General features: G+C 57.0%; 14 protein-coding genes, 6 pseudogenes and 1 riboswitch. Of the genes and pseudogenes, 7 read left to right on the plus strand and 13 right to left on the minus strand.

What is annotated here, in order from left to right:
- Nucleotides 1–44: 44 nt before the first annotated feature.
- Together SO180_RS16415 and SO180_RS16420 are read right to left on the minus strand one after the other, a co-directional pair.
- Nucleotides 45–1,625: a carbohydrate porin gene (locus tag SO180_RS16415; protein ID WP_449379872.1), complete on the minus strand. Its 1,581-nt coding sequence runs from the start codon at nt 1,623–1,625 to the stop codon at nt 45–47.
- A gap of 732 nt (nt 1,626–2,357) precedes the next feature.
- Entirely contained in the window at nt 2,358–3,281 is a 924-nt protein-coding gene (locus SO180_RS16420; protein WP_449379873.1) for a TauD/TfdA dioxygenase family protein, read from the minus strand.
- A 508-nt stretch (nt 3,282–3,789) separates the two neighbouring features.
- A riboswitch (cobalamin riboswitch) is annotated at nt 3,790–4,014 on the plus strand.
- A gap of 106 nt (nt 4,015–4,120) precedes the next feature.
- On the opposite strand from SO180_RS16420, the gene metE reads away from it, so the two are divergent.
- Complete coding sequence (gene metE, locus SO180_RS16425; protein ID WP_449379874.1) at nt 4,121–6,445, plus strand: 5-methyltetrahydropteroyltriglutamate--homocysteine S-methyltransferase; 2,325 nt, start codon at nt 4,121–4,123, stop codon at nt 6,443–6,445.
- Between the two features lie 22 nt (nt 6,446–6,467).
- Here metE and SO180_RS16430 read toward each other — a convergent pair.
- Nucleotides 6,468–6,612, minus strand: a pseudogene (locus SO180_RS16430) (IS5/IS1182 family transposase); the annotation flags it as partial.
- A gap of 121 nt (nt 6,613–6,733) precedes the next feature.
- Nucleotides 6,734–7,030 carry a hypothetical protein gene (locus SO180_RS16435; protein ID WP_449379875.1) on the minus strand — a complete coding sequence of 99 codons (297 nt, stop codon included), beginning with the start codon at nt 7,028–7,030 and terminating at the stop codon, nt 6,734–6,736.
- 343 nt (nt 7,031–7,373) lie between these two features.
- Here SO180_RS16435 and SO180_RS16440 point away from each other — a divergent pair, with 343 nt between their 5' ends.
- Nucleotides 7,374–7,922, plus strand: coding sequence for an avidin/streptavidin family protein (locus SO180_RS16440; protein WP_449379876.1), 549 nt, complete (start codon nt 7,374–7,376; stop codon nt 7,920–7,922).
- Nucleotides 7,923–8,574: 652 nt separating this feature from the next.
- Here SO180_RS16440 and SO180_RS16445 read toward each other — a convergent pair.
- The 5 genes from SO180_RS16445 to SO180_RS16465 all read right to left on the minus strand — a co-directional run bounded on the left by SO180_RS16445 (nt 8,575) and on the right by SO180_RS16465 (nt 13,049).
- Nucleotides 8,575–9,957 (minus strand): MFS transporter, encoded by a 1,383-nt coding sequence (locus tag SO180_RS16445; RefSeq protein WP_449379877.1) that lies wholly within the window; start codon nt 9,955–9,957, stop codon nt 8,575–8,577.
- A 66-nt stretch (nt 9,958–10,023) separates the two neighbouring features.
- The gene (locus SO180_RS16450; protein ID WP_449379878.1) at nt 10,024–10,917 is read right to left on the minus strand and encodes a beta-keto acid cleavage family enzyme; all 894 of its coding nucleotides are present in this window, start codon (nt 10,915–10,917) and stop codon (nt 10,024–10,026) included.
- A gap of 105 nt (nt 10,918–11,022) precedes the next feature.
- Nucleotides 11,023–11,352: a hypothetical protein gene (locus SO180_RS16455; protein WP_449379879.1), complete on the minus strand. Its 330-nt coding sequence runs from the start codon at nt 11,350–11,352 to the stop codon at nt 11,023–11,025.
- Nucleotides 11,324–11,965, minus strand: coding sequence for a hypothetical protein (locus tag SO180_RS16460; RefSeq protein WP_449379880.1), 642 nt, complete (start codon nt 11,963–11,965; stop codon nt 11,324–11,326). The genes SO180_RS16455 and SO180_RS16460 overlap by 29 nt, the downstream gene beginning before the upstream one ends.
- 301 nt (nt 11,966–12,266) lie before the next feature.
- Nucleotides 12,267–13,049: an outer membrane protein gene (locus tag SO180_RS16465; protein ID WP_449379881.1), complete on the minus strand. Its 783-nt coding sequence runs from the start codon at nt 13,047–13,049 to the stop codon at nt 12,267–12,269.
- A gap of 703 nt (nt 13,050–13,752) precedes the next feature.
- On the opposite strand from SO180_RS16465, the gene SO180_RS16470 reads away from it, so the two are divergent.
- Complete coding sequence (locus SO180_RS16470; RefSeq protein WP_449379882.1) at nt 13,753–14,217, plus strand: hypothetical protein; 465 nt, start codon at nt 13,753–13,755, stop codon at nt 14,215–14,217.
- A gap of 548 nt (nt 14,218–14,765) precedes the next feature.
- Here the strand turns inward: SO180_RS16470 and SO180_RS16475 are convergent.
- The 4 genes and pseudogenes from SO180_RS16475 to SO180_RS16490 all read right to left on the minus strand — a co-directional run bounded on the left by SO180_RS16475 (nt 14,766) and on the right by SO180_RS16490 (nt 18,862).
- Nucleotides 14,766–15,838 (minus strand): annotated as a pseudogene (locus tag SO180_RS16475) (CaiB/BaiF CoA transferase family protein).
- On the minus strand, nt 15,805–16,623 hold the full coding sequence (locus SO180_RS16480; RefSeq protein ID WP_449379883.1) for a CoA transferase: 819 nt from the start codon (nt 16,621–16,623) through the stop codon (nt 15,805–15,807). The pseudogene SO180_RS16475 and the gene SO180_RS16480 overlap by 34 nt, the downstream one beginning before the upstream one ends.
- Nucleotides 16,624–16,709: 86 nt before the next feature.
- Nucleotides 16,710–17,138: pseudogene (locus tag SO180_RS16485) on the minus strand (CoA transferase); the annotation flags it as partial.
- Nucleotides 17,139–17,221: 83 nt separating this feature from the next.
- Complete coding sequence (locus SO180_RS16490) at nt 17,222–18,862, minus strand: flavin-containing monooxygenase (protein ID WP_449379884.1); 1,641 nt, start codon at nt 18,860–18,862, stop codon at nt 17,222–17,224.
- Between the two features lie 346 nt (nt 18,863–19,208).
- On the opposite strand from SO180_RS16490, the gene SO180_RS16495 reads away from it, so the two are divergent.
- The 4 genes and pseudogenes from SO180_RS16495 to SO180_RS16510 form a co-directional block, all read left to right on the plus strand.
- Nucleotides 19,209–19,397: a hypothetical protein gene (locus SO180_RS16495; RefSeq protein WP_449379885.1), complete on the plus strand. Its 189-nt coding sequence runs from the start codon at nt 19,209–19,211 to the stop codon at nt 19,395–19,397.
- A gap of 511 nt (nt 19,398–19,908) precedes the next feature.
- Nucleotides 19,909–20,127 (plus strand): annotated as a pseudogene (locus tag SO180_RS16500) (transposase); the annotation flags it as partial.
- A gap of 226 nt (nt 20,128–20,353) precedes the next feature.
- Nucleotides 20,354–20,536, plus strand: a pseudogene (locus SO180_RS16505) (hypothetical protein); the annotation flags it as partial.
- A 1,019-nt stretch (nt 20,537–21,555) separates the two neighbouring features.
- Nucleotides 21,556–21,722, plus strand: a pseudogene (locus SO180_RS16510) (cyclic nucleotide-binding domain-containing protein); the annotation flags it as partial.
- Nucleotides 21,723–21,891: the final 169 nt, after the last annotated feature.

Consider the following 21,891-nt stretch of genomic DNA (forward strand, 5'->3'; position numbering starts at 1 on the left):
GTTCTTCATAGATTGATCTACGAGCGTCCACGCTCTCTTCGCGGTTAGAAGAATATCGACGTGGAGACCAACAGATTCAACGCATGTCCCGTTCGGGGGGTGTATGTGATGCTTGTCGGGTTATTGATATAGGTCAGTCCTATGCTTGAATATATGCCGGGTGCCAAATGCGCGGTATATGTTCCAGAAATCGCCGTACTGTCGCGATGCACAAGGTGTCCCTTGGCCAAGGCTGCATCCACTGCAAAGTTGCTCCACGCGGTGTTTGTGGCAACCACAGCAATCTGATCGCGTGGCCGGCTGTCAAACAGTCCTTTCGCATAAAGACGGAGCTCGTAGTACTGACTGACCTTGTTTAAGTCAGGCGGCGCGTACATCACAGAAAATCCGCCATAGATCCCGCGAGCAGCCGAGCCTTGGGCATCAGACTGCCAGAGTTGCCTGTCCGCCGCGACGTAATAAACGCTATTTGCGTTAGCTCTCGGTTGCGTCGGATACTGCAAGTCTTTGTAGCTGCTATTGTTGAAACCGGCACCTGCCCGCAACCAAGTCTCGGGCGAATCCGGCACGGCTCGGTTCTTGTAACCGGTTTCGTCAAGTAGAAGAACGCCCGCGTTGGTCGTGTCCCAATTTAGGCCGGTCGGATTTTCGGCGATCTGGGCAGATTGGCCGTCTGGACTGAGTGAACGCTGCAACGAGATCTTATTGTAGAAGCGATCACCAAAATTGTACTTCAGATTGATAGCTGGCGTTGGCGCGGCATTGTTGCTCATGCCTGCTTGGTATAGGATATTCGATGAGGCCCCAAAAACGTTTACTGCTGCGTTTCCTCCGACCACAGTTCCCACGAACTCATTTATGTTTCTGAGATAACCCATCTTGAGTTCAAGCTTGCCGTCGAAAAACGTCTGATAATAGGCAAGCGTATTAATCCCAAATCTATCTGGACCCCCAGGCTTCCAGGTCCAATATTGCTGCTGGGCACCCACGATAATCTGGCCATCGGGAATCCCAAAGCGGCTGAGATCATAGGTCACGATCATGAAGTTTAGGGTATTAAATGTCGGATTCTGGCCAATATATAGCTGATCGCGAATGGTGCTTCTGGCTGCATTCGGCAGGTGATTGGCCACGAATGTGTTTACTGTCCCGCCGACATAACCGATCCCGACTTCGGCCAACGCAGATCTGACGCCGCCGTAATCTTGGTCGATCGTATCGGCAGGGCCAGGAATGTTGAGCCACATGCCTTTTTCGCGCAGGTTCTCGAACCTTGCAAATGGATCGGCTCTCGATTGAGTTGCTGCGTTCTTTGCAAGGACAACCGCGCTGTCAGACTTTGACGCAAGAGCGATCACTTTCTGTACGCGTGCAGAGCTACCGACGGGATGCACTCCTTCGGACCGGTAGCCTCGGGGCTTGATAGCACGATAGTCCTTCTTTTGAAGTCCTCCCTGAGCAATCTGATTCGGAGTGCCGTTTTTGGGGTTAGGCACGTTGGCAGCGTGCGCCGGCGCCAAGCCGCCGATGGGACTCGCCGCGAGGGACAGCGCGACAGCAAGCCACCTCTGCGCATTGGCTTCATGAAGCGTCGTTTGTAGCGCGCTAGCCGCAAGACGATGCAATTGACCGGCCCGAAGCCTTGAGATCTTTGAAGCCTGAATACTCGAGACGGCGGAGATCGCATTGGGAGTAGACCTTCTAGATGCAGATGACGAGATAGTAGATCCCTCAGGCCCGACGGCGCAGCCAGATCTATAATGCATCCCGACTTCCTTAACGCGTGAAGAACGACTTGTTGCTGAGCCACGATTGCCATGTGTTTGACGTTTGCATCAATTGCTAGGGTTGGTAGGTGACACCGGGCTCGCAAGCCATTGCTGCGCGATTCCGCTCCTTAACGCTCGAAGCTGTCGCCGCGACCAATCGTTACTCGTTTCGCTGGGATCTCGCGCGTGGATGAAAAGCCGGTTCAGGTCCTGGGCTCGTCTACCGACAAAGGCACGCGCAAAGCCCATCCGACACCGTCGCCACGAGGTCAAGAAGACTGGAGTGGACCATCTACTGGACGGGTATAACGACCGCGCTCGCCCACGCTTCTCAAGGTTAGACGCGGCTGTCGGGAGGCACTTTCAAAGCGGCAAGCCGCCATTGCTGATGGGGACGACGGCATCTTGCGAGAAAGCCGATATGGCCTCACAAGAACCGGCCCTGCTTTTTATTTGAGAACGCGCGGCGCGCCGATCGAAGACATCGTGAAAATGCGATAACGAAGCAATCCGAATGCTGCATGCAGCAAATTGGCGAACAAAGGTAGGGTGTGCATCGACCGGATCGCGGCCAATCTTGTGAAGGCGCTAGGCGACCTTCGGTTCCTTGGCTGCCTTGATGCGTGTTACGCTGCTCTGACCATCGATGCTGACGGGTACTTCACCGGCGACGGTGGCGCGACGAACGAGGCGATGCTGATCGCCGTAATCGTTCACCGCGTAATGCTGCGTAGCCCGATTGTCCCAGATCGCTATATCGCCTTCCCTCCAGCTCCAGCGGACGGTATTTTCGAGAGCCGTAATATGAGACTGAAAGACATCAAACAGCTTTTGGCCGTCGTATTTTGGGATACCAACGAAATTTTGCACCAGAGCGCCGAGCACCAGCGCGCGTTCGCCGGTCTCGGGGTGCACGCGCACCACAGGATGCTCAGTCTGATAGATCGTCCTAGTGAAGACTTCGTCCAAGTGCTTTTTGTCGAGCTCGCTGACACGGTCCAGTATTGCGTAGTCAAAGGAGTTGCTGTGAACGGCCCAAAGCTTGTCTGCAAGCCGCTGCAACGGCGGTGCTAGGTCGAGGTAGGCCGCAACGGTGTTTGACCAGGCTGTGTCGCCACCGAAGGGTGGTATTACAACGCCTCGTAGCACCGCAATTTTGGGGTAGGCATCGACGAAGGTTCCATCGGTGTGCCACAAGTCGGCCCGGCTACCGGCGCGGGCAGAGTCAAGCTCGATGATCGACCTCGTTCCCATTATGGCACCGAGCGTTGGATGAGGTGCCAGACTTCCAAAACGAAGTGTAAAGCGCTCCTGCTCAGCATCGTCGAGATGACCCTGGTCGCGGAAGAAAATAACCTTGTGCTCCAGCAGCAGCTCATTGATCGCGGCGATCGTCTGGTCCGGCAAGTCTCCCGACAGCTTGACGTTTCGGATCTCTGCGCCGATGCGCGCTGCGCGTTTGACGATGTCGGCACGAGGAATGATGCTATCCGACGATACGGCTGCATCCATGGTGACACTCTCCAATTTGCAGCAACAGCGACGAGCTCTTCTTGTGCTCTTGAGGCGACCTCGTAAAATTGACCGGGTCTGTCAGTTCGATCAATTCCTAGTATTGGTAGTTGACCGATCCAAAATGCCTTGCACTTCGCTGGGACGTTGATGCAGATGTTGCAGTTCGGTGCCGACGAACAAGAAAACCGTCCGCGTTGGAATCGACAACGACGCTCCTCAAGGTCTCGTTGGCCGAGATCTATTTTGCTTCCTTCGTACTGTTCGATCGATGGCGATCTTGACGGCGGCGGAGGTCGACGCCATGAAGGTATAAGACGCACTTTACGACGCACTCGCACGTGTTAGGCGCGAGCTCGTCGAGCAGATCCTGCCGCGTGAAGCTTTGCGCGACGATTGCTCCGGACAGATGCGAAGGGCTCGATGCTTTCTTCGTTAAGACAGACCTGCCCGGCCAGAAGCCGCAGCAAAGGTAATCCGCAGAGGTTGACGTTACCCCTCTGGTGCAGATAATCGAAGTTGTCGAGGTTCTCCAGATCTCTCTTGATCTGGTGCTAAGAGGGAAGCCGGTGCGTCCTCGATCCGTTCAGGATTGAATCAATGCCGGCGCTGCCCCCGCAACTGTAAGCGGCGAGCCCGCATCCATACGTGTCACTGAAGCAGGCGCTTCGGGAAGGCCGGATGCAGGCGATGACTCGCGAGCCAGGAGACCTGCCCCGACAACATAATCGACCACGGGCGGGGTGTCCGGTGGTACGCCAAGCAGCAGGGCGTTTTCGCGGCCCTCCTGCCTGCGTCTCCGCCATAGCCTTTGCTCCAACCACAATGGGGTTAAAGCTATGTCTCTTCCCTCACTTCCTGTCGCAACCCTCGGCATGCCACGTATCGGGCCACGCCGCGAACTCAAACTGGCGCTCGAAGGCTACTGGGAGGGCAAGATCAACGACCGGCAGCTTCTTGAAGCTGCGGCCGGCCTTCGTGTCGCTAACTGGGCACGGCAGAATTCGCTTGGCGTCACCGTCATCCCATCGAATGATTTCTCACTCTATGACCAGGTTCTCGACACGAGCGTCATGGTTGGCGCGATTCCTAAAGCGTACGGCTGGGAGGACGGTCCGGTCTCGCTGACAACCTATTTCGCCATGGCACGGGGCTCGCAAGACCAGGAGCACGACGGTCAAGCCCATCATGGCCATGGCGCCGCTGCGCAGGAAATGACCAAGTGGTTCGATACCAATTACCACTACATGGTGCCCGAATTCCATAAAGGTCAGACCTTCAGGCTTTCCTCCCGTAAGCCGATCGAGGAATATGAGGAGGCGAAAGCCCTTGGCTATCAAACACGGCCTGTCCTGATCGGACCAGTCACCTTCCTTAAGCTCGGCAAGAGCGCCGACTTGGCGTTTGATCCGATTTCGCTGCTCGATAGTCTCGTTCCGGTCTATGTCGAGGTCCTCCAAGAACTGGCGAAACGTGGAGCCGAGTGGGTCCAGCTTGACGAGCCCTGCTTGGTGCTCGATCTGGACGAGACCACACGAAGCGCGCTGCAGCGTGTCTATCGGCGTTTCGCCAAGGAGGTGCCCGGCATCAAGATCATGCTTGCCACTTATTTCGGTGCAATTGGCGACAATCTGGCGACAGCTCTGGGGCTGCCAGTCGCCGGATTGCACGTCGATCTGGTCCGCGCTCCTCAACAATTGAGCCAGATTGAACCCGGCGCCCGCGCGGACCTCGTGATTTCACTCGGCATCATCGATGGCCGCAACGTGTGGCGCGCCGACCTGTCGGCACTCGTGGAGCGGTTCAGGCCCGTCATTGCAACGTTCGGCAAGGATCGCGTGCAGCTGGCGCCGTCCTGCTCACTCCTTCATGTCCCAATCGACCTTGAGCTGGAGACCGATCTCGATTCTGACGTAAAGAGCTGGCTTGCCTTCTCGGTTCAGAAGATCGGCGAGCTCGCGACCTTGGCAAAAGCGCTCGCGGTCGACGGAAAGGTCGTTGCCGCCGCGTTTGCCGAATCGGACTTTGCGGCGACGGCCCGCCGAGCTTCGCCAAAGATCCATGACACGACCGTTGCCCAGCGTACGGCGGCGATTGATGCGGTTATGCGCCGCCGCAATAGCGCTTTTGAGAGCCGCGCCGAGGTTCAGCGCAAGCGTTTCGGCCTGCCGCTTTTCCCAACGACCACGATCGGGTCGTTCCCGCAGACGGCAGAAGTCCGCACTGCTCGCGCCGCGCGTGCCAAGGGAAAGTTAACGGACGCGCAATATGAACAATTCCTGAAGGATGAAACGGCTCGCGCCGTCCGATGGCAGGAAGACATCGGACTCGACGTGCTCGTACACGGCGAGTTCGAGCGCAACGATATGGTCCAGTATTTCGCTGAGCAGCTCTCCGGGTTCCTATTTACTAAGCACGGCTGGGTGCAATCTTATGGCTCCCGTTACGTTCGCCCTCCGATCTTATTCGGCGATGTCTCCCGGCCGAAGGCGATGACCGTCGAATGGTGGAGCTACGCGCAATCGCTGACCAGGAAGCCTATGAAGGCCATGCTTACGGGGCCGGTGACGATCCTGAATTGGTCGTTCGTCCGTGACGACATTCCGCGCAGCGAGGCCTGCCGTCAGATCGCGCTCGCGATCCGGGACGAGGTCGCCGACCTCGAAAAGGCGGGCGCGACCATGATCCAAATCGATGAGGCAGCGCTACGCGAAGGTTTGCCGCTCCGTCGATCCGACTGGAAGGCCTATCTCGACTGGGCCGTGGAGAGCTTCCGCATCTGCTCCTCTGGTGTTGCCGACGCAACGCAGATCCATACCCATATGTGCTATTCGGAGTTCAATGCCATCATTGATGGAATCGCCGCGATGGACGCTGATGTCATCTCGATCGAAACCTCCCGTTCTAAGATGGAACTGCTCGATGCATTCACCGCCTTCAAATACCCGAACGACATCGGCCCCGGCGTCTATGACATCCACTCGCCGCGCGTGCCCGAAGCCACTGAGATGAAGGATCTCATCGCGCTGGCCCGCCAACGGCTGTCGGACTCACAGCTCTGGATCAATCCGGATTGCGGTCTGAAGACTCGTCAATGGGAGGAAGTCCGTCCGGCGCTCATCAACATGGTTGCAGCGGCCCGCGAACTACGCAAGGCGGGCTGACGCCAGCGTGACCTTGCGCCTGCAACAGCTCCTGCAGCAGCTTCTCCGGCGGGATTGACGGCGGTCCAATCGACCGAATAGAGCGCGACACACTCGCGCTCAAGCGCCGAACGCGGCTCGTTCACCATCGTCCGGGTTGCTTGCAGCGGATGATCACGTTGCCCTCGCCCAGCTTTTACTGTCTCGACGGGTAAGCCTGACTACTTCCATGGACATCGACGAAGACGGGCCTTTTCTTGCTAGACGGCGCTCAACGGAAATTAGTTGCCACTCCGCGCGCACGAACAATTATAGATCAGATTGTATATTCGCTAAAACGTCGCCGGCCACGATTTCGGGGTCTCCAAGCTCAAGGTCATGCAGGCTCGCTTGAACAAACTCCAACACCTTGTGATTGGCCGCAATGGCGCTTTCGCGATCCTCGAAGATCATAACAGCGACACAGATACCTTCGCCTGCATCCAACACGTAGTAAGATCTGAAACCATGCGCTTCCCTTAGGATCTGACCGATACCGCTTTTGGCGCGGCGAGCAGCATCCGCAACCGAACGAACTTTGAGGTACTTGAGAATGACCATGTACATCGAAGCGCCTCGACTTTCAGTTCCACCTCACCTATCAAAGCCCATCGAGCCGCGCTTGGACGAGCTCCCACTCCCGCTGTGGCCACAACGCCCGCCCCAAAGGGCCTGCGCTAGGGATTGTTAGTGGGCGACTGAGAGTGAGCCGACCCGCCTCGTTGCCGTACATGATGGCCCAGAGCTGCGGACAGCTCAACCAAAGCCGGCCGGTTACGTGTCAGCCGCTCGCAACTGAAGAACCCCATCATTCTGCCTCACAGAACTAAAATTCCAGACGTTGATCACAACTCAACCTGTTAGCGCTATCACAATCTACTACCCGTTTAAATTGCCTACGTAAAGTTTTATGATTGAGCCGCTCCGCTACTGGAGCGATATGGAGTCGGAAATGTCTCAAGCAAAGTGGAAATTGACGAACTGGATGGCCGCGGCCTGCCTAGGCCTGTTCCTGGCGGCGCCTGCATCGGCGCAGCCGATCTGGACCTGGACCAACCAATACGGCTCGACTCTGGCGGTTGACAATTATAATGCCAACACAGGTGCGATTTCCGGCACTTACACCAACAATGCGAGCAATAGCTGCGATGAAGGTGCCCCTCAGGCGATGACGGGCTGGCTTGCGCGGTCTAATAGTGGCACGGCGATCAGCTTTTCGGTGAATTTTGCGGGCTGCGGGTCGACAACCGTATGGACGGGCCAGCTGAACACTGCATCGGGATTTCAGGGGCTCTGGCTACTTTCACTCGCCGAACCGGTGATCTGGAATGGCATCAGCGCAGGCGCGGACACTTTCACCTTCGCAAGCGGCGACAAATCGAAATTGCTGTCCGCCGTCGGAGAGACGGCCAAGAGCGGTTCAGGCGAGAAGCTCTCGAATACAAAGAATCGCAAATGACCTGATCTGCCACGTGGCGAAGGAAGGAATGCCAAAACCCTGATCTTTCCCGCCCTCCTCTGCGCCGACGTTCGCTCTGGCTCAACCACGCATTTGGTATGGATCTCGAGATCGAAGTCTTGCCGAGCCTGAATGCCTGAACTGTTCAGGCTCGGCTTTATTCATTGGAGATACGCGCCGACTGAGCGTATCGTAGATCCAATGTGCGAACTAGTCTGCGAGAAATGGATCATTGGTTGCAGCTCAAACCGCCACCAATTAGCAAGACGCAGGAGCTGGCCGCATCTGAATTTCCGTCCCAATCTAAAGTTTCCAGATTGCAATACGTTCGCTTGCATCGGGAGCGGGCATCGAGATCGCCTTCAAATTCGCGAGTCGCCAGGATCGAGTTGCGTCAGAGGACGCTCGGTCCAAAAGCCGGTCAAGCCCAGACGGTCATAGCAAGAGCGTTCCACCAAATAGAATGAATTCATGTGCCTAGCGGTTCGTTGCCGGCACGCCATTCTTTGCCACCGATATGTCCTCGATCAGTTTACCACTCCCATCAACGTAGGCGATCCAGGATTCGCGTGCGATCTCATTCAGCGGGTCCTTCACCGCAGACACCGCATTTCGGTACACTTTAACGGGAAAGTCCTCTATAGGCGCTCGGTCAGCGAGCAACGTCAGTATGGTACAGGACCACCAGTCTAAGGCTGCCGGCGATGCCCGTTGCAACAATTAGCACGATTGCCATTGCGACCAAGCCAATGTCAAAGGATCCCGTCCTATCCTTAAGGAAGCCGACCATGTATGGGCCAACGAAGGCTCCAAAAGCACCAATGGAATTGATGAATGCGATGCCTCCGGCGGCAGCGGCGCCAGTAAGGAAACTCTGCGGGATCGTGTAGAGGATTGTTCGTGCCGAGATCGTTCCGATCAGAGCGAGCGTCATGCATATGAGCGCCGGCACGAGCGAGGTGAGTACGACCGAAAAGACGAGTCCGGTGGCGCCGAGCATCAATGCGGCGATCAGATTATAGATTTTTTGCCCCTTACGATCGACAAGGCGCGCCCAGAGCAACATGCCTATTGTCACAAATAAATAGGGCACTGCCGAGAGCCAACCGACCTGCATATTGCTCAAGTTGCGGCTCTTTAGGATCAGAGGGAGCCACATACCGATCCCATAAGTGCCGATCGTGAAAGCGAAGGTAATGCCCGTCAACATCAGCACGCGGACGTCCTTCATCGCCGCCAACAGATCCTTTTTGACCTTGCTGTACTTCTCCCTTGCGAGTTCATCCAGCAGCGCGTCCCGCTCTCGGGGCGTCAGCCACGAGGCCCTGTCAGGCGTGTCGGCTAGCAGAACGAGACATAGGACTCCGAGCAGACAGGCCGGAAGACCTTCGATCAGGAACATCCACTGCCAGCCGGCCAATCCCCACACTCCATCCATTCCCAATAGCGAAGCCGATAGTGGATTGCCGATCAACGAAGACAGCGGTGTTGCTGCCATGAACCAGGCGAGGACGCCTGTCCGCGATCGCTCTGGAAACCAGATGGAAATGTACCAGATGACACCGGGGAAAAAGCCTGATTCGAACACTCCTAGTAGGAAACGGATCCCGTAGAAGCTGTATGGTCCGACGGCGAATGCCGTCGCCGCGGCTGCAAGACCCCAGGTTATCATGATGCGGGCGAGCCAACGGCGCGCACCGAAGCGGTACATCATCATGTTGCTGGGAACTTCCAGCAGGCAGTAACTAAAGAAGAGCATCCCGGCACCCCAGCCGAACTGGGCGGCACTTAAGCCGATGGCTTCGTTCATCTGCAGCGCAGCGATGCCGACGCTGGTCCGGTCGAGGTCGTTGACGAAATAACCCAGGCCCAAAAGTGGCACGAGCCGCCGCGTGTTCTTGCTGACAGCGCTCGCGACCAAACCAGACCTTGCCTCGTCATGACACTGGGGGGCAGCGGCGTCCAACAATTCGTTCTGCTCCTGCAATTGGTCACTGACCAGACGCCGATTCTTGCTTAGGTGCTTGAGCTGCACGGCGAAATCAGCCCAAAACTTTGGGAATCACTGCCGCAATCGAGAGCATCGGATCGGCTATCCGCGCTATTTGCGTGGCACGAGCCCAAGCATTGCCCGAGCTTCCACTGCGGTGGCGGGCTCGTACCCAAGTTCTCGGATAATCCTAACCGTCTTCTCGACCAGCCGCACGTTCGTGGCAAGTATGCCTTGTTCGAGATAAAGGTTGTCCTCCAGGCCGACACGAACGTGGCCGCCTGCGAGCACCGCGTGAGTTGTTGCGTGCACCTGTGCTCGACCGACGCCGCTAACGCAAAACATAGCTCCTTTGGGAAGATTCCCGATGAGCATATTGAGGATCTGCGGCGTGTACGGCAATCCGCCCTGAATTCCGCGATCGGCACCAAGAACGAAGTTGATCCAATAGGGAGGTTTGTCGAAGCCCTTATTGATCAAGCGTATCGGATCTTGGAGAAGATGGGAAAGTGAGAAACATTCCCACTCAGGTTTGATGCCCTTCTTTTGGAATCGTTTTGCCATGATGTCGCAGCGGCTGGGCGAGGTGTTAACGACAATCTCGCGGTCGCCAAAGCAGGCTAGAACGGTGTGGGCGTCAAATGTCGCCATGTCAGCACCGGCCTCGAGGCCCTTCAGACGCTGTTCGAATATAATCTCATCGAGACCGGGCTCTATGGATCGCACCATGTCTCCATCGATGCCCCCGCCCGTGCTGTTGTTGATGATGATGCCGCACTTTGCGAGGATCCGGGAATTGATGTCCTGGTATATTTCCGGATTACAGGTCGCGCCATCGTCCGGCCTGCGCGCATGCAGCGCCACGATAGATGCACCCGCATCGTAGCACCGGTACACATCCTCGGCGATTTCGTTAGGCTGCGTCGGCAGGTGTGGGTTTTGCGATTTTTTCACCACACCTCCCGTCGGGGCGATCGTGACGATGACCTTGCTCTCAAATTTCATACTGCGTCTCCTTTCGAGGGCTTAAGTCATAGGTGGGTGCCGTCCAGCTCGCGTCGATAGGTGAGCGGCAACCACGGCGTTTGGTCGAAATCGGCATTGTTCTGGTCAATCCGTTTCCGTATTGGGTTCGATTTCGGCATACGCGATGCCCGTGAAATTGCCCTGGGACCAAAGGACATTGCGTTTATTCCCTCCATCATGATCGGCGGAATAGATCGAGCCGGCGAGGTCGGTGATGAACATCTGGTTGCCGGGAACGTCGAGTGCGATGCCGATTCCCTCCATCAGATGAGTGATCAGAATTTCCGGCTCCGTCTTCGTGTCGACGCTTGCGCGATTGGCTGTGTTGCCTCGCGGAGGGTCGCCGCGGTCCGTCCAGTAGAGGACGCGGTGTGCAAGATCGAATTCAAGGTGAATTGGTTCCCGGCAAGCCATCGAACAATAGCTCGATATCGGAGCGGTTTGCTGGGCTCTCACCCTCCGGTATGTCGATGTTGGCGCGGAAGATTCGGCCCAGGCCGCCATTGTCCGGACCCTTTTGCGTCCAGTAAATCTGGCGACGCGCGGTGTCGATGGTGACGCCAATGCACCATCTGGTCGGAGCGCGCCGGTCCACGTCACCGCGGCCCGCCTCGATGAGCGTCTCTATTGCAGAGCCATCGAGATTACATCGCATAACCCGCATACCTTCACGGTCAGACCAGTACAGCTTGCCACCTTTTTGATCGAGTTGAATCTGCTTCGGCGTGAATGTGGCGCCGCGCGGAACGACGACTTTGCGAGCACTTCCATCGACATCGGCGCGCTCGATCGAACCATCGTTCACGGCAACACCGGAGCCCATATTGGTCCAATAGATGTGACCCGCGCCGACATCGATGGCGATTCCGTCAGGAAGCTGACAATCCGTAACAATAACTTTTCGATCGGAACCATCTGGATTCATCGCTTGAATACGGTTGGTGCTCACCTCGAGGAAGAATAACCGACGACCTGCGATCGGCCGGTCGGACGAGAGTTGCGATTTGACCGCATTAGCGTCGGTCATGGTATTCTCCCTCACGGCTGAGGTATCGCATATGCTTAGCTTATGATTGTCTTCCAAGCCGCAACAGCGATTGCCGATCCGAATCTGACTTGTGCTGGCAACGGATAGGGTACGCGCTCTCGATAGTTAGTGTTGATACGCCGAAGCATCTCGCGTGCACGCACTACTGCGGACCAATCAGGAAGATCTGCACGGTAAGCAGTGGAGCAAGGGCCGAGCAACTGCCAAACCATTCTTGCGGCAGATGGTCGTTTGACGCTTCCACGACACGCCACGTGGCATCGGCGCTGCTGCGCGATCCTTACTTGCGAAGGTCAATATTGCGAGCCCCGTCACTCCAGTGGTAGTTCACGCGAACCAACCCGATGTCAACGTCTTGACCGATGCGGGCGGTCCCTGCACGAGCGCTCGCTGGAGCGCCTGTGAAACCGCTTGAGAAAAAGAAGTCCACATCCCGACGGCCCATGAACAAGTGGTCGTACTCAACGCCGATAGACCAATTCGGAGCGAAGCCGAATTCAACACCCGCGCCAACCGCACCGCCCCAACGAATTTCGCTGCCATTGTCGATTGTCAGCTCGCTCGCAAGATCGAAGACCCGGTATTTGTCGCGGACGGCTGCAGCGCCACCCTTCATATAGAGCAGCACGTTATTCCAGGCATAGCCGACCTGACCCGTGAACAGGCCAAATGCATTAATTTTTGATTCATCTTTGACGCCTGCGAAGGCGAGGTTGGTGTTGGAGCCCTTGAAATCGGCCCAGTTGCCCTGCGCCTCAAGGCCGAACACCCAGTTCGCCGCCTGCCATCGATAGCCGATTTGACCGCCGGCGGTGCCTCCTGTCGCACTATGGCATCCCATGATGAGCGGCGGAGCGACGACCAAGCCGCCAGCATTGACGACGTCCCAGCACTGATGCGCGGAGCCTCCACCTCCATCAATGCCGGCGTAGAAGCCGGTCCAATCGTAGATCCGAGTGACCGTTGCGAGCGCTTTGACGTGGGGCCGCACCGTCAGATCAGCGGCGGAGACTGAAGCGGCCATCGCAATCAGGGCAACTATGCCCAGCAGCATTTCTTTCATTCTTTTTGGCTCCGTTCCGTGGTTCGCTTGATCGTCTATCGGTCACGATAGCCATGTGTTCGTCCTCTCCATCAATTGACAAGGTTGGTAGTTGACTGCATCGCAGGCAATATCAAATCTGCCGCAACAGCCCCGCAACTTCATGAGTAGGTCGATAAGCCCGGGGGCGAAGTTCTGCCCTAGACAGGCGCCGCACAAGGGCGTTCGCAGAACCGAAAGGTCGGGAGCTGGGCAGTACCCCATCGGTACGAATATCGCGGTCCAGGCGGTCGCCTCATTTTAGGATCGTCATCTCTGTCCGGTTGAAGACACGGATGTCCAGCCTGACGAAGGTCTCCAGCAGCGCCGGCTGCAAAACACGAGGTTTTTTCTTCACAGAGGGACGCGCGCAACCTCGTTAGTGGCACGGCGATTGCTGGGATGGATTAGAGGTGACGGCGCCGGTGCGCTCCTACGGTCTTCCCAAGGGTCCAGATGAGGCCAGCCCGATTGATCAACGAAAGCTATTCTGGTGTCCTCTGTCAGATCGGCAGAAGTGCTTGGCGCGGCGCCGAGCTGAGCGATCATGCTGCTGTGCAACGGGCCTGAGAGCGCACCGCGCGGCTCATGCTGCACGTTTCGACGAGGGCATCCCATCGCCCCCCTTTCTCATCCTGGACGATTCGAGCGCCGGCGCTAGCAATCACAACAACAGGAGATGGTGATGACGAAGGAAGATGGACTCAACGATGACATAGGCATTGCTACAGGCGCATTTCAGGACTTTGCCAAGCGAGCCATTGAGACGCAGACGGAGTTCTCGAAAAGAGCTTTCGATATCTATTGTCATTGGCAGGAACGAATTCAAACCGAATCAACACAGGCGATGGAGCTCTTCGGGAAAGTCACTTCCACGAACTCCGCAACCGATCAGATCCGTTTTCTTCAGGTCTGGATGAAAGGCGCCACGCAGCGGGCCTCGCAGGACGTGATCTATTCCATTGAAACCGCAAAACTTCTCGCGAATATTGAACTTCCACTCTTCGTCGGCTCTGAGCTGTTCAAGCCTGCAATCCTCTTCCCTCTCTTGACGACGCTCAACTTGCCAGCGGGCGCTGGCATTAGCTTTCATTGTGGTTCCTGGCAGCTGCCGACCCTGCGGATTGAAGGAGGTCGACCGGAACGATGAAGATTGGATTTCCCGACCAATAGGCCGTGGGGATGCAGAGCTTCTTCGCTCGAAGCAGCGTAAGGCTGGCCGTGACGCTGGCAAATATTGTGCGTGCCGATTTTTCCTTCCTCCAAACCAAGAAAGGCCATCAGCATCCGTTTGGCTCGGCTATAACCGTCCGAGGGGGCGAGTGCGCATTACCGGGGTAAGCCAAAGCCCCGTGGTCGCATTACGGGCGCGCTCTGCGCCGATATTCTTCGGACCAATCGCATGTCGGCAACGACCGAAATCCAACTATCTTGTCTCCCGGCCGTCCTGCCGCTTGCGGCACATCGAACCAGGAGTGCAAATGACCCAAGAACTCCAAAGCCGAAGACCAAGACCTTCGACGCTAGGAAGAGCTCAATGTCGAATTTGTCGCGGATCTGACACCGGACGACTCGTCCTCCGCGAGCTAGAGAAAGCCGGCGGGTACCCTCACCGATCGGCACCTCCACCACGAACGAAAAAAGCGGACGTTGGCAAATGTGCGTCGTTGCGGTCGACTGTTATGTTCAGGACGCTTGTTAGCTTTTTTGCCGCACGGCGACCATCGACGTCCCGATGATGCCCTTCGATGCCAATTGCGCGATCTCGGTGCCGGAGAGCCCTAGAAGTCCTGTTAGGATCTCGCTGTTGTGCTCTCCCAGAGTTGGCGCTGCCATGCGGATCGCAAGAGGCCGAGAACCATCCCGAATCGGCATTGACGGCTGTGGATGCACGCCAGTGAACGCACGTTCCACTTTCTGCAGAAATGCACGCGACCGGAGATGCGGGTCCGTAAGCAGGTCAGTTGGCTGCCGGGCTACTCCAGCCGCAATTCCTTCCGCCTGCAACATCAACATCGCCTGCTCGGCATCGCGGGTGAGCGTCCAGGCCTCGATGACCTTCTCTATCTCATCCTCGATGCCGCGGCGCGCTTCCGCAGATTGCAGCGATGCGTCTTTCGACCAGTCTGCCCGTCCAATGATAATGGCAAGCCTCTGCCACATGGTCTCGTCGCTCACCGCTACCATGACCCAGCTGTCCTCACCTGCGCACCGGAAGCAGCCATGCGGCACGAACTGCGGATGTCGAGTACCATACCTGGGTGGCGGCACGCCGCCGATCGATTGAACGGTGATCCAAGGCGCCGCAAACGGCATCATGCATTCGATTTGCGACAGGTCAATGAACTGTCCTAGCCCGGTATCGCGGGCGTGAATCAGCGCGACCAGAACCGCTGCGCAGCCGTTCAACCCACCGACGGCATCCCCAAAGGCACGTGGCTCATCACGGGAGGGCCGTCCGGATTTCCGACTACCATCGGCAGCCCAGAGCCCTGCTCGAGGGTCGAGCCGTAGGCCCGACAATCGCGATTGAGGCTGTTTGCTCCAAAAGCTGACATCGACAACATGACAAGCCGAGGATTGAGCGTTCGAAGCACCTCGTAGCCAAGCCCGAGCTTTGGCAGCACGTCAACCGAATAATTGTCTACGACGACGTCGGCTCCCGCCAGCAGACTCTTGGCAAGAGCGAGTCCTTGGGGCTGCGTGAGATCGAGCGTGATGCCTCGCTTGTTGCGGTTCATGACGCAGAAAGCCGGTGTCTTTTCGTACATCTGAGCGTCGACATAAGCGGGCCGTCGGTCAACACCGCGATGACGTCTGCACCAAGATCAGCCAGAGTGCGCGTGCACAACGGACCTGCCCAGCCCATCGTGAAGTCAATGACGCGGATCCCACGCAAGGGCTGCCGTCCGGCATCAACGCACCTGGACGCCTGCGACATAGCCAAGGATCGCTGCTTTTGGATGTCCGCAAAAGTTTGCTGCTCGCCCGGTTCCGGAACCTTGCCGCCTCGTCGCGGCGGCGTCATGGTGAGCCGCTGCATCGATCCGGCGGTCATGCCTTCTTCTTGGCCAAGCACGACAGGCACGATTGCGCCGCGCACCTTTTTTTTGGTATCGCGCAGCAGATCGGAGACGATCGGGATCTTCCGCTTGCGTCCCTCCGCAAACCACTCCTGCGCTGTCCGCGCTTTCAGCCTCGGCACGAACTGTTGTTCGATCCTCTCAATGTGCTTCAATCGCTCTTCGCCGAGGACCAGAGCCGGATTGTCGCGCAGTTCGGACAGGCCGAGCATATCGCAGAATGCGCGCCATTGTGCCGGTGTGAACGTCGTCACACCGAGCCATCCTTTCCTGGTCTCGTAAATGCCGCCCGGAAAAACCGGCCAGAAGCGATTAACGCCAATCCGGCGCATGACCTCGGCGCGCGCCGATGCCTCGAACATGAGATATTCGCTGATAGCCAGGCTCGATTCGAAGATGCTGACCGACCACGACGCCCCTGCTTCACCCTTCGTTCGTGCAACCGCCGAAGAGGCCGCGGCGAGAACCCCCACAAACCGCCGAGGATACCGGTCTGGAAATCTGGTGCGTGCAACGGCGGCCCCTCGACCGGTCCGACCAGCTTGACGAGGCCGGCGAGCGCGCGGATGGTGGCATCGGTTGCGGCAAATCCTGCATAAGGACCCTCGCGGCCGAACCAGCTCGCTTCGAGGCAGATCAATCTGGATCGCCGCTGGCGGATCGCGGCGATGTCAATGGGCGGGCAATCCGCTGCATCAACGTCCCTGCCGTCAATCAGTATATCGCAGTTTTCGATCATCGCAGTCAGCCGCGCGATCGCATTCGGGGCAGCGGGGTCGATGATCGTGCTTGATTTGTTGAAGTTCAGGAACGCGAACCAAACGCTCTGCCCCATCGGAGTGAGCGGCGCACAGTCGCGAAGTGGATCGCCCGCCGGCGGTTCGACCTTCTGAACATCCGCGCCGAAGTCGGCCAACAATCGCGCGCAATAGCTAGTTGCCGCCGAACTGCCAATCTCGACGACCCGAAGAGCTGACAGCACTCCCATCACGGCTCCATTTTCCCAGATAAGAGTCCATCAGTCGGGAACTCTCGCAATTGCTCGCATCCGAATCGTTCTTAAGTATGGAGCTAGTGCATAGCAAAGCCCTGATAGCCGCTTGCGGCGACCTCGTCGCATTTTTGTCGATAGCTGCCTACCCCGCCGGTGTAGGAGAGCACCCGGCGCGGTTTCCCTTCGACGTTCGATCCCAAGTACCAAGAATTGGTCTTGGCGACTAACATCTCATTGGCAGTCTCATCATGATGCGCCACCCACTTTTCTTCCGCCTCTTTGGTGGGCTCGATTACGTTCAGGTTCTTGTCACGGAGATAGCTGATGCATCCGGTTATCCACTCAACCTGCTGCTGCAGGCAGGTGGTCATGTTGCAAAGCGCTGCCGAGGGAGCAAGCGGCACGGCGGTCGTGAAGAGATTGGGATAGCCGTGCACCTGCAACCCCATAGTGGTCCGAATGTCTCTGCTCCATTCTTCCTTCAGTGATCGTCCGTCGCGACCGCGGATGTCGATACGAGTCAAAGCGCCAGTTCCTGCGTCGAATCCGGTCGCCAGGATGATAACGTCAAGCGGGTGAACCGTGCCATCCGCCGTCTGAATGCCTTCGGCCGTGATGCGCTCGATTGGGTTGGTCTTGACACTGACAATCTCCACATTGGGTCGCTTGAACGCCTCGAGGAAATTCTGCTCCAAAGGTACCCGGTGGGTGCCGAAACCGTATTCGCTTGGGATCAGCAGGTCGCACAGCTTGGGATCCCTAAGGCGCTCGCGCATTTTCGCGCGCACGAATTCGGATATCTCCCCGTTAATCGTTTCATCGAAAAACAGCTCAACGAAGGATGAAATCCACAACTTTACAGAACCGTCGTTCCAGCAATCCTCTATCACCTTGCGACGCTGTTGAGGGGGTAGATCGGCCCAGGCGTATTCGAAGTCATACTCGAAGCCCGTGAAGGTATGCGGCAGCCGCTCCGCAAGGACTTTGAACTTTGACTTGTAGACATCGACGTCCGCGGCCGCGTACTTGAGGTTCTTCATAGGGATGATGTATTGTGGGGTGCGGACGAACACCTTGAGATGGCCAACCTCTTCCGCGATCGTCTGGATAACTTGGATTCCCGTCGCTCCGATACCAACCACGCCCACACACTTGCCAGCGAGATCGACCAGCTGATGCGGCCATCGCGCCGTATGAAACACCTGGCCCTTGAAGGTCTCCTGCCCCGGGAAGGATACATGGGGCGCCGAGAGCATGCCACAACAAGTGACGAGAAACTGGGCGTCTATCACATCACCATTGTCGGTCGTGACCACCCATCGTTCCACCGTTTCATTGAAATGAGCGCTCTTGACCGTCGTGTTGAACTGAATGTCTCGACGCAGATCAAGCCCGTCCGCCACGTAATTCAGCCAGCGTTCGATTTCCGGCTGGCTCGGAAACTTTTCGCTCCAGCTCCATCCTTTATAGAGATTTTCCGAGAAAAGGTATTGATAGATGTAGCCTTCTGAATCGACGCGCGCACCGGGATATCGGTTCCAATACCAAGTGCCGCCGACGCCGGAGGCCGCGTCGATCGCCCTGACGCTCAGCCCGAGCTCTCGCAGACGGTAGAGTTGATAAAGGCCCGCAATGCCCGCTCCGATGACAACAGCGTCGAATTTCGCTGTCGCATGCGCGCCATTACCATCATTGGCCCTAATCGTGGGCTGGGTCATTTCTCCTCCTGTGTGCCTTTGAGGCCCCAGCGAGGAGAACAGCAAGTATCGTACCAGAGAGTAAGCGTCGCGCTCGTATCAGCGCTAAGCATGTGAAGAAGTACTCCGCATTGCCGCGTCTTGGGCAACGCCCCTCACCAATAATCGCGCGGCTCGTGATTGTCGCGGCCGCTACTCCTACAATATCGTGCGGCATGCAACATTTGGAAGAGGTCAACTACCAACACTAGCAATTGATCTAGATGACATGCATGTGTCACTGATTGGTGGCTGAACATCGCACCAGAGCTCGCCGAGCTTCAGCAATAGCCATTAATAAAAATCGTTCTGAGAAGGCCTTGCGGCAATGCAATCGTCTGCACTGACGTCACGCGGCGATATCGCTGAAGCCGCCCCTGTCTATTCTCCCGATATTGCACAAATCATCAAGTGGCGCGATAGCTCCTATGCCGCTGATCTCTATATCGCCGCAGTCTCATGGCTTGATCTCTTTACTTATCTCGATGGTCATCCGGTAACGGAGGAGGAGCTATGACTTCATTTCTCTCTCCGCGAGCGGCCAACGCGCACCATGGTTCGACTCTTCGAATCGTGGGGCCTCATCTCCAACGAATCCGGCCGGCTGCACGCAACGGCCACAGCCGTTCAGTATTTGAGCGGCAATTCCGCAGACAACGTCGCCTCGTATATTGCAACCATGAAGTATAAGCCTTCTGTTCGGGAACTTTATGAGATCTTACGGCAGGATGGTTCTGACACCTGGCACGTCGAGCGCGGCGTAACCAAGAGCTGGGACGCATTCGCACCTCCTACCAATCAGAACACATGACGGGAGCTACGGGCGACACGACAACTACGGATTCGCGCTCTCAGCGCAACCGGGCGAGTCGCAGAGGCGGCCAGCTACTAACTCGAGCTCGCGGCTCATCGTATGCATCGGCCGGCCCGCACCTTCGTGCTCCCGGTGCCTCTGTCCCGATGGTCGCACCATACGCTACGATCTTGAATATCGCAGCGGAACATCGGCACCGAGAAATCTCATACCGGTTACCAATCCGCTCGAACGCGTCAACGGCGAGATCAAGCGGCGGACCGAAGTGGTCGGCATCTTCCCCAACGAGGACGCCATCATTCGCCTGATCGGCGCCATCCTGCTCGAACAGAACGACGAGTGGGCCGTCCAGCGCGGCCGCTACATGACGCTGGAAACGATCGCGCCTTTGGGCGATGATCCCGCAGTCAGCTTCCCGGCTATCGCCAGCTGACCGATCCGGCCCATGCCGGCGAACGTGGTGACACCCACTCAGCTACACCACGCCACGGGACACGATCTTCGATATGGCCTTGTGCGGCGGCTCTCTGCTCTTTGCATTGTCGACGGCTCGGTGACCTCACGAAAGAATTGCTACCATCATTGAGAAAGAGACTGACGTGTCATCCGTTGCACGGACTGAGTTTTCGCACGCTGCGGTTCAAGTGATCAAAGATGTCGAGCCCGAGAAGAACCTTCGATTTCATGACAATCGACAAAAGTACCTAATGTTCGTCAATACGTGCAGCGAGAAGCGCGTCGTATCAGAACGAATAGCACTCGAACTCGATCAGATTCGTCCGCGTCCGCCTGCTGTGCGAGTCTTTGATGCGGGCGTTGGCGATGGAGGCTCGCATGCTCGAACGCCGTGATTAAGACTCACCTGGCTAGCCGGCCCCTTCGGGATGGCCGCCGGCGCTTCGGCTTTTGCCCTGCGGAGCCGGGAGTAGGTCACTCCCGACGCTAGTCTTGGCCCGTATGTCCTATTAAACCGGCCTCGGCCACGTCTCACTGAACTGTCGCGTTCATGGTGATTACCGACGTTCCCGAACCCGAAGGGCCCTTTCCCGTGAAGCTGACGGCAAACGCGTCGTTGCCCTTGCCCACTTTGGCGGTGTAGGTGTAAGTAGATATGTTCAGCTTCTTCAGAGTCCCATGTGCGGGCTTTTGAGAGATTGGTCGAAGCGGCAATCACCCGTCCAGCTTGAGCGGCAATAAATGTACCGCCGGCCGAAAACATTGAAGTAGCCGCTAGAGTTTACTCCCCAACTCGACTGGAAACGTAACCGGACACTCTGAACCGGCCTCCGCAGAGATCGGTATCAAGCCAAGAACGGCCACCGCGGCAATTGGTGGTGTACGAAAATGCATTTCTGTCTCCACAATGTGAAGGCGATCTCAACCGCCGACCTGAACCTTTGTTCACGCACCTCAAAGAACCCCGTCGCGCTCACTCGCGACCGGAACTCCAGTTGAAGTCGAGATACGGCGGCATACTGCAGACCGGCGACGCATTTCTCTCTCAAGGGACTTCAGCGCGCCGGAAATCGTTGACTTTGCCTCGCTCGGTTCGTGAACCTGGGCAGAATGCCAGGCCATGGACTGCCAGCCATTGAACCAATTATCCCTAGACTGCTTCGGATCTAGATCAAAAACCGCGAGATTGACGGTCTTACGATTCGTGTAAATGCTACAACCGTCATACTGAGAGTCCCTGAACGCTGCTAGACGTGCCAGCGACACTGAATTCTGTTTTGAGAGTTTTTGTCCGGGTTGATTTTTGATTCAGGAGCCGGCTGATGTTTGTTCGCATCACCACAGACCACGCGCCTCGCCCAAATTCGCTCAAACACTTCCGCTTGGCGAGCAACTCAACCCATCGTCAAGCGAATTCACGTACAAAACGGGGAAGCAACTCTACGGCGAAAAGGAGCCTGCCGAGTACGTCTATCTCGTAAGCGAGGTGCAGTGCGGAGCTACAAGCTACTCTCCGATGGTCAGCGCCAGATCGGCGCATTTCACTTGGTCGGTGACATTTTTACCCGAGAACGGTGAGATGCACCGGGTTACAACGGGCGAGATGAGCGAAGTTTACGACGGGTTGGGCGCAGCGCATAAGCCAACGAGTGTCAAATGCAAGTGCGAGCGTTGGGTTATCAGCGACTTGCATGATTTCGTCACCAACCGGTGCGCGTTGGTCGTTTTTCTGCGCGCAAAT

This window comes from Bradyrhizobium sp. UFLA05-112 (assembly GCF_053572325.1).

Excerpts from the sequence above, each read along its gene's own strand:
- SO180_RS16470 (WP_449379882.1), top strand. The coding sequence starts at position 13,753 with ATGACGAAGGAAGATGGACTCAACGATGACATAGGCATTGCTACAGGC.
- SO180_RS16465 (WP_449379881.1), bottom strand. The coding sequence starts at position 13,049 with ATGAAAGAAATGCTGCTGGGCATAGTTGCCCTGATTGCGATGGCCGCT.
- SO180_RS16495 (WP_449379885.1), top strand. The coding sequence starts at position 19,209 with ATGCAATCGTCTGCACTGACGTCACGCGGCGATATCGCTGAAGCCGCC.
- SO180_RS16435 (WP_449379875.1), bottom strand. The coding sequence starts at position 7,030 with ATGTACATGGTCATTCTCAAGTACCTCAAAGTTCGTTCGGTTGCGGAT.
- SO180_RS16490 (WP_449379884.1), bottom strand. The coding sequence starts at position 18,862 with ATGACCCAGCCCACGATTAGGGCCAATGATGGTAATGGCGCGCATGCG.
- SO180_RS16440 (WP_449379876.1), top strand. The coding sequence starts at position 7,374 with ATGATTGAGCCGCTCCGCTACTGGAGCGATATGGAGTCGGAAATGTCT.
- SO180_RS16420 (WP_449379873.1), bottom strand. The coding sequence starts at position 3,281 with ATGGATGCAGCCGTATCGTCGGATAGCATCATTCCTCGTGCCGACATC.
- SO180_RS16460 (WP_449379880.1), bottom strand. The coding sequence starts at position 11,965 with ATGACCGACGCTAATGCGGTCAAATCGCAACTCTCGTCCGACCGGCCG.
- metE (WP_449379874.1), top strand. The coding sequence starts at position 4,121 with ATGTCTCTTCCCTCACTTCCTGTCGCAACCCTCGGCATGCCACGTATC.
- SO180_RS16450 (WP_449379878.1), bottom strand. The coding sequence starts at position 10,917 with ATGAAATTTGAGAGCAAGGTCATCGTCACGATCGCCCCGACGGGAGGT.
- SO180_RS16455 (WP_449379879.1), bottom strand. The coding sequence starts at position 11,352 with ATGGCTTGCCGGGAACCAATTCACCTTGAATTCGATCTTGCACACCGC.